Genomic DNA, 10,977 nt, shown 5'->3' on the forward strand with positions numbered 1-10,977 from the left:
TATGACGGGAAGCGCCTCATCCGCCGTTTCGGCCTGGTTTCAGCAGCAGCAGACGCCTGCCGGCTGGTTTGATCTGTTAACCCTGATGGTTGACGGCATGGTGCGCAATGCCGGCGAGGTCGAAAGCCAGCCGTTTCTGCACCAGATGGGCGATGCGCTGGCCCAGGAGTGGCCGCTGCCTGAATCAGAAACGGTCGGCGAGCTGGAAGCCAACATTAACCACTTTTTGACGCTGTTTAAGTGGGGCGTGGTAGAGCTTCAGGTGACCGATAGCGGCATTACCCTGCACCATCAGGCGATCCCAGTGAGCCGCGACCCGGACCGGCAGATGCGCTGGTGTAACGCTTTTTGTGCAATACTGGAGGGCATGTATTCGCGCTGGCTGCTGACGCAGGGCGGTGGCGCGCACCTGATGGTTCAGCGGGAGCGGATTTACTCCGCCTCTGACGTGCAGTTTCGCTACATTAACCCACAGTGAGTCCCCAATATGCTGGTGCGCATTCTGATTGCGGCAACGCTCATGTTTTCTTCTTTCGCCCACGCGGACGCGGCCTGGGAAAGCTATAAATCCCGCTTTCTGCAGCCGGACGGCCGCATTGTCGATACCGGCAACGGCGGCGTCTCCCACACCGAGGGCCAGGGCTTCGCCATGGTGATGGCGGTGGAAAATAACGATCGTCAGAGCTTCGATAAACTCTGGCAGTGGACGGACAAGACCCTGCGCAACAAGCAGAACGGCCTGTTCTACTGGCGCTACACGCCCGGCGCGGCCAATCCCGTTGCCGACCGCAACAACGCCACCGACGGCGATACGATGATTGCCTGGGCGCTGCTGCGCGCCGGGCAGCGCTGGCAGGAACCGGCCTACGGCAAGGCCTCCGACGCCATCACCCGATCGCTGCTCAAGCATGCGGTTATCACCTTTGCCGGCTATCGCCTGATGCTTCCCGGCGCGCAGGGGTTTAACCTCGGCGATAAAGTTAATCTCAACCCGTCCTACTTCATCTTTCCGGCCTGGCAGGCCTTCTATCAGCGCTCGCACCTGGTGGCGTGGCGCGACCTCGGCAGCGATGCGAAAAAGCTGCTCCCCAAAATGGACTGGGGCAGTTCGCACCTGCCCAGCGATTGGGTGACGCTGAGCGCCGACGGCAAGCTGGCGCCCGCCCAGGGCTGGCCGCCGCGCATGAGCTATGACGCGGTGCGCATCCCGATGTATATCTACTGGCAGGACCCTAAGAGCCCGCTGCTGACGCCCTGGCGCAACTGGTGGCAGGGCTTTTCCCGCAGTAAAACGCCGGCGTGGGTTAACGTCTACACCAGCGATATGTCGCCCTATTCAATGAATGAAGGCCTGCTGGCGGTTCGCGACCTGACGCTGGGCAGCAACGTTGAGAATCCCTACATTACCGCGAAGGATGACTACTACTCGGCGAGCCTGAAAATTCTGGCCTCTCTGGCGCAGAAGATGGCGCCGCAGTAGGCGCAGGAGAAGCGGCTATCATCCGGAGAGGGTTTCCTCTCCGGATTTTTTTTGCCGGTTACTGCGGGTAGGGCACCCAGTCGCCGCCGTTGAGCCGGACATAGGGTTTACCCTGATACTGGAGCACCACCGCGTTGGCGTTCTCGGAGACCGGCGCGGTTTGCGGCAGACCGCCGGTGTAGGCGCTCCAGTTAACGTTTGGGGCGGTAAACATTTTGCCGTCCACCGCGCGGGCCACCAACTCGGAGATGGCGAGATAGCTGGCGGGAGCGTCTATCTCTATTGCCGGTCCCTGATGGGGGGCCTGCATCCCGAAGAATTTCACCGCGGCGGGCACATTGGTGATCGACGGGCTGGGGATATCGCGCAGTCCCGAGACCTGCATTTTGTCTCCGCGCAGCGCAGCGCCGTGCTCGGGGACGATCACCACCATCACCTTACGGCCCGATTTCTGCAGTTCGCTGAAGAAGCTGTCCAGTTCGTCAAACAGCTTCTGGGCGCGAACCCGGTAGTCGGCGGTTTTGCTCTGGCCGGGGAAGTGGTTACCGTCGTGCAGCGACAGCAGATTAAAGAAGGTGGCCGTCCGCGCGCCGCTAGCGGCTCCTTCACCCGCCAGCCAGCGGTCGAGCACCGCCTGATTATCGTAGACCGGCGAGTTGTCAAAGGCCTGCAAATCGACCTTCAGCCCCTTCTGGTCCATCAGCGGCGCCTGCATACCGCCATCGTTGCGCAGCTCCTTGAGGAAGTCGCCGAAGACGCCGTTGTGGTCCAGCATCAGCTGCGATTTGAAGCCCAGCGCCGCCAGGTTATCGAACAGGTAGCACTGCTTGCCCGCGGGCGCGTAGAGCGCGGTGTGCGACGGCTGGCCGCAGCTGGCGCGCAGCAGGCGTATCGCCGCCGGGCCGCTGTAGGAGGTGGCGGAATTAAAATGCTTAAACACGATATCAAAGTGCGACCAGAGCGGGTGCTGCATCAGTCCGGCGGCGTCAATGTCGTCCCAGGAGAGGGAGCAGATGTTGATCACCAGCAGATCGAAGGGCTGGGCATCCGCGGGCAGCGCCGTGGGAAACGCCGTCTGGCGCTGCGCTTCGGCGTTATAGAAGCGGGTGAGCCAGGCGCTTATCCCGGATGACGTGGGCGCCCCGGTCTGCGCCGGAATATCGCCGGCAGCCGCCGGTGCGCTGCCCGGCGCCGTCGTGACGGCTGCTGCGGGCTCGTCGTGCGGCACGAGCGTGATGTTGCCCACCAGCGGGCTGATGTTGAGCCACGCCAGAATGGCCACCACGAAAACCGTTACCCGCAGCCACTGGGCGATAAACAGCCAGGCCACCAGCAGGACAAAGAACAGGCCGACCATCTGCCAGTTAATAAAGCGCGAAACCAGGTCCAGCAGATAATCGGCGCTGAAGCCCGCCAGCTGCGAGCCTTCGCTGAAAATACTCTGCGGGCCCGGCAGCCAGGTATCGTGCCAGAACAGGGCGATGCCGGGAATGATGGCGATCAGGTTGCGCCAGGCGTGCAGCCGCGGGCCGGGCAGGGGGAATAGCAGAAACGCCAGAAAGATCAGATTCAGCAGCGGATGAAAGTTAAGGTAGCCCGTCCACAGCAGGGCGAACTTGACCAGAAAGTAGAAATTCCAGCCCGAGAGGCCGCGCCAGTAGTGCCAGAAGGCGGAGCGGGGCGCCGTATGTGTTGCGTTGGTCATTTTTTATTTTTGCCTTGCCGGTGAAGAACGCCTTCAGGTTTGATAAATCGGGGCCGAAAGAAGGTCAGCCGCAGAATAATTTCAATACGCCTGGCGTGCTTGCGCAGCAGGTAGCCCAGCGGGATGAAGAGCAGCGCGCAGAGAAGCACCAGCTGGATAATATCGGCGATGGACATCATTTCCCGGAACTCCCTTCAGCATCGAGCAGACGGCGCGGCTTTGGCGTGCGCCGCCAGCCGCGCCCGTCGTGGGTCGCATTGATGACCGCGCTTTTCTTCACCGTAGGCGGCAGCGGCGGCGTCCAGTCCTTTGCGGAGTTCGCCTGCATCTCAATAAGTTCGCTGCGAAGCTGACGATCTTCGTACCAGACTTTGCGGTGGGTAAAGATGTCCCCGATGGGCAGCGGAAAAATGTGGTTAAGGGCGATTTCAATATCGTTGATGCGGCAGAACACCAGAAACAGGATCAGCGTATTGTTGCCGATCGTTACGATATCGCCGGTACGGCTCGGACGGCACAGCGTCAGGGCCTGCTCGGCGCGCAGGCCGGGCACCGGCCGCAGGGCAACCATTACCCCCCCGGGTGTCTGGCGCCAGCAGCGGGTGATCCAGCACGCTCAGCACGCCGTCGCAAAAGTCATCCCATTTCTGAAAGCCGCGCAGCGCCAGGGGATGCGTCATCTCCAGCAGCGGGCGCAGATCGTCCGGGACGTGGCGCTGGAACAGCTGCCGCTGTACGCTCTCAATCAGCGTTAGCCCCCGCGAGAGGGGCGCATTCCACGGAATGATCAGATTGGCGCCGCAGCCGAGCAGCAGCCGCTCGTCCGGCGTACGCAGGCAGGCGATGACCTCGCGCACTACGATTTTCAGGGCGTTGCCGCGCTGGCGGCGCAGGGTGTGAATCTCGCGGGCCAGCGGCTCTATCTGGGCAATGGTTTCCACCGAGAAGAGCAGCGTTGCCGCCTGGGCGCTGCGGGCGGCATTGAACAGTTCACTATTGGAATCAAAAACCGACCAGTACTCAGAGAGCAGCGGCGCCCCTTCCAGCGCAATCGCCGTACAGAGCACCTGCTGTTCGTCGCTTCTGGGCTGGACGTCGGCGATTTCATTCTCTGAAATTAACCAGCGATCGTCCATATTGATAATCGTGAGCTGCTGGTGGGCGCTGACGCCCTGCTCATTACGCCAGAAGGTAATATCGAAGAGATGGTTATCGCCCTGATAATGCAGGCGGGCAAGCCCGGACAGAGACTGATGCTGATTGAATAGCGCGGATTGTCGGGTATCGGTACCGGTGCCGTAATTTAAAATTAATAGCGAACACTGATAGTCGCTGGCCCAGCGCTGGTTTTTGTTTAACCAGTGTTTTAATCGCGTTAATGGAATATTTTCCCAAATGCTATCGGCGATTAATATGATAAATAAGTAATTAGTCGGATTGAGTGAGCAAAGAAGATCGCGGCGTAAAAAGTATAGACTATCTTGTTCATTGGGCATTGAAAATAAATCTATTTTTTGCGGACCTTGATCTTGATCTATTTTTACGATGTGATGCGGATTTTCGCTCATCGTAATTACCGCGACGCGGGCGTGCTCTTCCTGCATGGCAACCGTTTGATTTAACAGGCGTACTGCGTCCTGACGCCGCTCAACGTTAACCCACCACACGCCGCCAGCCGGCATATGGCTTACCTCACTCCATAACGATTGGATCCCGAAAGAAAATACTGGAGTCACCTTACCCTCTATCCACAACATTGTCTGCTGCTAAGTCTACTCGTAAAAACTGTCATTGGGGACTAATATTGTAATTAAACTACGGCAGTCATAGAATACTCGCCAATTTCACAGACGTCTCACCTGGCTATGAGGTTTTATTGCACTTGTCTGTGTTAATGGGATTTTTTCTTATTTGCGTAATACCCTCTAAGGACTGACAACCATGTCTGAGGAAAAAACTCGGGAACTCCCGAATGACTATTCTATGCAAAATGACTTTTTAGTATTAAGTCAGATCTTTTCGCTGGCCGAAATAAATTACAATGATATATCTCAGAGTGAGCATCTTGCCGCTGCGCTTCAGCGCTGGCCGCTATTATCAGAGTTTGCTAGCCGAAATAAGGATATCTGAATGCCCGTGCTGGTATTACAAGGCGTGCGGGGAGGCGTCGGCACCAGCTCCCTGACCGCCGCGCTGGGCTGGGCGCTGCAGGTACTGGGCGAGTCCGCCATCGTTGTGGATGCCTGTCCCAATAATATGCTGCGCTTTTTTTTCAATGATGACATTCATCGCGATGCGGGCTGGGCGCGCGCGCTCATCGACGGCACGCCGTGGCAGGATGCCGGAATGAGCTACACTTCGCGCCTCGATTTCCTGTCATTTGGCAAACTTTCTGCCGCCGAATCTCTCAATTTACCCGCCCTGTCGTCAGCCGTGGAGCCGTTTCCGGCGCTTATTGATGCCCTGCATCAGCGGGGCGGCTATCGCTGGGTTGTGGTCGATCTTCCCTCTGAACCCGTGCCCGCTCTTCTGCCGCTGGCCAATGCCTGCGACTACCATCTCACCGTGGTGACGCCTGATGCCAACACGCACATTCGCCTTCACCAGCAGGTGTTGCCGGAAAAGAGCCATCTGCTGGTCAATATGTTGAACACCGGCAGCCAGCTGCAGGAAGACCTTTACCAGCTGTGGACGCAAACGCAGGCGCGCCTGCTGCCGACGATTGTTCATCGCGATGAGGCGGTGGCCGAGTGCCTGGCCGCCAAGCAGCCGCTGGGCGAATACCGGTTCGATGCGCTGGCGGCGGAAGAGATCCTGACCCTGGCAAACTGGTGCCTGGCACAGGCGGGCGGCGCGGAGAAATCATCGTGACCCGCCTGACCGCCCTGTTGCTACCTGCGGAGGTTGCGCAGAGCCTGCGCCTGCGCTACGACGCCGGGCGACAGCGCCGCGCTTCGTGGTTTTCTGCGCTCTGCGGCTGCCTGTGGGTGCTGCTGGCCTGGCTCTTTTTGCCGCTCGAGCGCGGCCCGTGGCAGCGGGTCCGCAGCCACCATCGCGCGCTCTACCCGCATATCGATCCCCGCCGGCCGCGGCCGCTCGATCCCCTGCGCTACCTTATTCAGAGCCTCTGGCTGATAGCGGTACGCCAGACGCAAAACGGCTGGCTGATAAGCCCCCGGGCCGTGAAGCGGGTGGGGGAGATAATGGCGCGCTATCACGGCTGGCTGGATCTGCTGCCCGGGCGCGTCAGCGGTAAAATCGCCCAGCGGGAAGGACGTTCGCTGGAGGACGTGAGCCCCGGCCTGCGGCGGGTACTCCTCGGTATCGTGGTGGGCGGTTCGCTGCTGCTGGCCCTGCTCTGCGTCACCCAGCCGTTCAACCCGCTGTCGCAGTTTATTTTCCTGCTGCTGCTGTGGGGCGTTGCCCTGCTGGTGCGGCGCATCCCCGGTCGTTTTTCGATCCTGATGCTCATCGTGCTCTCGCTGACCGTCTCCTGCCGCTACATCTGGTGGCGCTACACCGCGACGCTGAACTGGGACGATCCGGTCAGCCTGACCTGCGGCCTGATCCTGCTGGTCGCCGAGACCTACGCGTGGGTCGTGCTGGTGTTTGGCTACTTCCAGGTGGTGTGGCCCCTTAACCGCAAGCCCGCGCCGCTGCCGGAGTCGACAGAAGAGTGGCCCTCGGTGGATATCTTCATTCCCACCTATAACGAAGAGCTGTCGGTGGTTAAAAATACCGTCTACGCTTCGCTCGGCCTCGACTGGCCGAAAGAGAAGCTCACCATCTGGATCCTCGACGACGGCGGGCGGGCGGCCTTCCGCGAATTTGCCCGGGAGGTGGGCGTGGAGTATATCGCCCGCGCGACCCATGAACATGCAAAAGCGGGCAACATCAACAATGCCCTGAGCCGGGCGAAGGCCGATTACGTAGCGATTTTCGACTGCGACCACGTGCCCACCCGCTCCTTCCTGCAGATGACCATGGGCTGGTTTCTGAAGGACCGTAAGCTGGGGGTAATGCAGACGCCGCACCACTTCTTCTCGCCGGATCCCTTTGAGCGCAACCTGGGCCGCTTTCGCAAAACGCCCAACGAAGGCACGCTGTTTTACGGCCTGGTGCAGGATGGGAACGATATGTGGAACGCCACCTTCTTCTGCGGCTCCTGCGCGATTATCCGCCGCATCGCACTCGATGAGATTGGCGGCATCGCGGTAGAAACCGTCACCGAAGATGCCCACACCTCTCTGCGCCTGCACCGCAAGGGCTATACCTCGGCCTATATCCGTATTCCGCAGGCTGCGGGGCTGGCGACGGAGAGCCTCTCTGCGCACATCGGCCAGCGCATACGCTGGGCGCGGGGGATGGTGCAGATTTTTCGCATGGACAACCCGCTGCTCGGCAAGGGGCTGACCATGGCCCAGCGCATCTGCTACGCCAACGCCATGCTGCACTTTCTCTCCGGCATTCCGCGGCTGGTGTTTCTCACCGCGCCGCTGGCGTTTCTGCTGCTGCACGCCTACATCATCTACGCCCCGGCACTGATGATTGCCCTGTTCGTCATCCCGCACATGCTTCACGGCAGTATTACCACGTCGCGCATTCAGGGCCGCTACCGCTACTCTTTCTGGAGCGAAATCTATGAGACGGTGCTGGCCTGGTATATCGCCCCGCCGACCGTGATGGCGCTGATCAACCCAAAAATCGGCAAATTCAACGTCACGGCAAAGGGCGGGCTGGTTAAAGAGGAGTACGTGGACTGGGTGATCTCCCGCCCCTATCTGGGGCTGGTGCTGCTGAATCTGCTCGGCGTTGCCTTCGGCATCTGGCGCTGCTTTTACGGTCCGGAGAATGAAATCCCCACCGTCTGGATAAGCCTGCTGTGGGTGATGTACAACCTGATTGTGCTCGGCGGCGCTGTCGCCGTTTCGGTCGAGAGCAAGCAGATCCGCCGCTCCCATCGGGTCGAGATCAACCTGCCTGCGGCCATTGCCCGCCAGGACGGCCACCTCTTCTCCTGCACGCTGCACGATTTTTCCGACGGCGGCGTCGGCCTGCACATCAACGGCGACAGCCTGGTGGTGGAGGGCCAGCAGGTGAAGCTGCTGCTCAGACGCGGGCAGCAGGAATTTATGTTCCCGGCGAAGGTGGTCCGGGTGATGGGGCGCGAGCTGGGGCTGAACCTGCTGCCGATGACCACCCGCCAGCACATCGACTTCGTGCAGTGCACCTTCGCCAGGGCCGATACCTGGGCGCGCTGGCAGAACAGTTTTCCTGAAGATAAGCCGGTTGAGAGCATGTTTGACGTGCTGAGGCTTGGCTTCCACGGCTACCGCCACCTGGCAGAATTCACGCCGCCGGCGGTGAAATATCTTTTCCGTTTCCTCCTTGCCACGACCGCCTGGTTCGTGTCGTTTGTGCCGCGCCCTCCCGAGCGGCGCGCCGCGACGCCAGCGCCGGCTCAGGCACTCGCACAACAATGATGACAAGATGATGAAAAACAAAACATTCTGGAAGTATGCCGTGGCGATGGGGGTAGGGAGCTTACTCCCGTCAGCGTCCTGGTCTGAGACCGCGGCGGCGGATGCCGCTCACGAGCCGGCGGCCACCGCCATGTCGGCCACCGCCAGTCCGCCGGTGGTCAACGGCGCGTCCTCCCGCGACGTGAAGCTCAGCTTTGCGCAGATAGCGCCGGCGCCGGGCAGCATGACGCTGCGCGGGGCCAATCCCAACGGCAATGTGCAGTTCGGCACCCGCAGCGATGAAGTGGTCTCGAACGCGGTGCTGAACCTGATTTATACGCCGTCGCCCTCGCTGCTGCCGGTAGAGTCGCAGCTGAAGGTCTATCTCAACGACGAGCTGATGGGCGTGCTGCCGGTGACGAAGGAGCAATTAGGTAAAAAGGTGATGGCCCAGGTGCCTATCGATCCGCTCTACATTACCGATCTGAACAACGTGCGGCTGGAGTTCGTCGGCCACTACCGCGACGTCTGTGAAAACCAGGCCAGCACCACGCTGTGGCTGGACGTTGCCCGCGCAACCTCGCTTGAGATGAACGTGCAGAAGCTGAACGTGAAAAACGATCTCTCCCACTTCCCGGTGCCGTTCTTTGACGCCCGCGACAGCCGCCAGCTGACGCTGCCGTTTGTCTTTGCCGCAACGCCGGACACCATGCAGCAGAAGGCCGCCGCGGTCATCGCCTCGTGGTTTGGCGCGCAGGCCGAGTGGCGCGGGCAGACATTCCCGGTTATCTACAACGCCGTGCCTGCCAGCAATGCGATTGTCTTCGCCACCAACGACAGGCGGCCCGACTTCCTGCGCGATCATCCGCCGGTCGCGGCGCCGACCATCGAGATGATGGACAGCCCCGATAATCCCTACGTCAAGCTGCTGGTGGTGTTTGGCCGCGATGACAGCGATCTGCTGAAAGCCGCGCAGGGCATCGCCGCCGGCAATATTCTGTTTCGCGGCAGCCGCGTGACGGTGGATGAGATCAAGCCGCTGCAGCCGCGCAGGCCCTACGATGCGCCAAACTGGGTCAGCACCGACCGTCCGGTCACCTTCGGCGAGCTGAAAAAATATGACGAGCAGCTGCAGTCCTCGGGGCTGGAGCCGGCCTCCATTAACCTGACCCTCAATCTGCCCCCGGACCTCTATCTGCTGCGCAGCAACGGCATTGATATGGACCTGAAGTATCGCTACACCATGCCGGCGATTAAGGACAGTTCGCGGATGGATATCAGCCTCAACAACCAGTTCCTCGAGTCCTGGAGCCTCAGCTCAACCCAGGATACCAAAAGCCTGCTGCTGCACCTGCCGATCGTGCAGGGGCTGCTGGACGGGAAAAGCGAGGTCACCATTCCGGCGCTGAGGCTGGGAGCGACCAACCAGATCCGCTTCGATTTTCAGTACATGAACCCGATGCCGGGCGGCTCGATTGATAACTGCATTACCTTCCAGCCGGTAAAAAACTACGTGGTGATTGGCGATGATTCGACCATCGACTTCTCGCACTACTACCACTTCATGGCGATGCCGGATCTGCGCGCTTTTGCCAACGCCGGCTTCCCCTTCAGCCGGATGGCCGATCTCTCTGAGACGCTGATCGTCATGCCGCCGGCGCCGACCGCCAGCCAGGTGAGCACCCTGCTGGACGTGGTGGCGACCGTCGGCGGCCAGACCGGGCTGACCGGCGCGAAACTGAACATCACCAGCGACGGCGCGCAGATGCAGAAGCAGGATGCCGACATCCTGCTGATCGGCAACATTCCGCCGGCGCTAAAGGACGATAAGCATATCGACCTGCTGGTAGATGCCGCGAAGAGCTGGGTAAAGACGCCTTCCCGCCACCACGAGCTGGCGAGCGTTACGCCGGCGGATCGGGAGCGCCAGGCGATGGTGCAGACCACCGTCAGCGCCAACGGGCCGATGGCCGCCATCATTGGCTTCCAGTCGCCGTACAGCGATCAGCGCAGCGTCATTGCCTTTATGGCGGACAGCCCGCGCGGTTTTGAGCTGCTCAACGGCGCGCTCAACGACAGCGGCAAGCGGGCGGCGATGTTTGGCTCAGTAGCGGTGATCCGCGAATCGGGCGTTAACAGCCTGCGGGTCGGCGACGTCTACTATATCGGCCATCTGCCCTGGTATGAGCGGGTCTGGTTTGCCCTCTCTACGCATCCGGTACTGCTGGCCATTCTGGCGGCAATCAGCGTGGTGCTGCTGGCCTGGGTCCTGTGGCGTCTGCTGCGCATCCTCAGCCGCCGCCGTCTCGATGCGGACGACGAGTAACGGC

Annotated in this window: 8 protein-coding genes and 1 pseudogene; 6 read left to right on the forward strand and 3 right to left on the reverse strand. The window is 60.7% G+C overall.

What is annotated here, in order from left to right:
• Position 1: 1 nt before the first annotated feature.
• Both bcsD and ENGE1_RS20840 read left to right on the forward strand, forming a co-directional pair.
• Entirely contained in the window at positions 2–478 is a 477-nt protein-coding gene (gene bcsD, locus ENGE1_RS20835; RefSeq protein WP_043081098.1) for a cellulose biosynthesis protein BcsD, read from the forward strand.
• A 9-nt stretch (positions 479–487) separates the two neighbouring features.
• On the forward strand, positions 488–1,480 hold the full coding sequence (locus ENGE1_RS20840) for a glycosyl hydrolase family 8 (protein ID WP_043081097.1): 993 nt from the start codon (positions 488–490) through the stop codon (positions 1,478–1,480).
• Positions 1,481–1,538: 58 nt separating this feature from the next.
• Here the strand turns inward: ENGE1_RS20840 and bcsG are convergent, their stop codons facing one another.
• The 3 genes and pseudogenes from bcsG to bcsE all read right to left on the reverse strand — a co-directional run bounded on the left by bcsG (position 1,539) and on the right by bcsE (position 4,921).
• Positions 1,539–3,185: a cellulose biosynthesis protein BcsG gene (gene bcsG, locus ENGE1_RS20845; protein ID WP_048255050.1), complete on the reverse strand. Its 1,647-nt coding sequence runs from the start codon at positions 3,183–3,185 to the stop codon at positions 1,539–1,541.
• Complete coding sequence (gene bcsF / locus ENGE1_RS20850) at positions 3,182–3,364, reverse strand: cellulose biosynthesis protein BcsF (protein WP_043081094.1); 183 nt, start codon at positions 3,362–3,364, stop codon at positions 3,182–3,184. The genes bcsG and bcsF overlap by 4 nt, the downstream gene beginning before the upstream one ends.
• Positions 3,361–4,921, reverse strand: a pseudogene (bcsE, locus tag ENGE1_RS20855) (cellulose biosynthesis protein BcsE). The gene bcsF and the pseudogene bcsE overlap by 4 nt, the downstream one beginning before the upstream one ends.
• A 205-nt stretch (positions 4,922–5,126) precedes the next feature.
• Between bcsE and bcsR the strand changes: the two are divergent.
• Genes bcsR through bcsB form a run of 4 tightly spaced genes read left to right on the forward strand, consistent with a single transcriptional unit; the run spans position 5,127 to position 10,973 of the window.
• Positions 5,127–5,315, forward strand: coding sequence for a cellulose biosynthesis protein BcsR (gene bcsR, locus ENGE1_RS20860; RefSeq protein ID WP_043081093.1), 189 nt, complete (start codon positions 5,127–5,129; stop codon positions 5,313–5,315).
• Positions 5,316–6,056 carry a cellulose biosynthesis protein BcsQ gene (gene bcsQ / locus ENGE1_RS20865; RefSeq protein ID WP_048255048.1) on the forward strand — a complete coding sequence of 247 codons (741 nt, stop codon included), beginning with the start codon at positions 5,316–5,318 and terminating at the stop codon, positions 6,054–6,056.
• The gene (bcsA, locus tag ENGE1_RS20870) at positions 6,053–8,668 is read left to right on the forward strand and encodes a UDP-forming cellulose synthase catalytic subunit (RefSeq protein WP_048273382.1); all 2,616 of its coding nucleotides are present in this window, start codon (positions 6,053–6,055) and stop codon (positions 8,666–8,668) included. Before bcsQ ends, bcsA begins: the two co-directional genes overlap by 4 nt.
• Before the next feature lie 10 nt (positions 8,669–8,678).
• A complete protein-coding gene (bcsB, locus tag ENGE1_RS20875; protein ID WP_048255062.1) occupies positions 8,679–10,973 on the forward strand; it encodes a cellulose biosynthesis cyclic di-GMP-binding regulatory protein BcsB in 2,295 nt (764 codons plus the stop codon).
• The last annotated feature ends 4 nt before the right edge of the window (positions 10,974–10,977 follow it).

This window comes from Pluralibacter gergoviae ATCC 33028 = NBRC 105706 (assembly GCF_001598855.1).
GTDB lineage: Bacteria > Pseudomonadota > Gammaproteobacteria > Enterobacterales > Enterobacteriaceae > Pluralibacter > Pluralibacter gergoviae.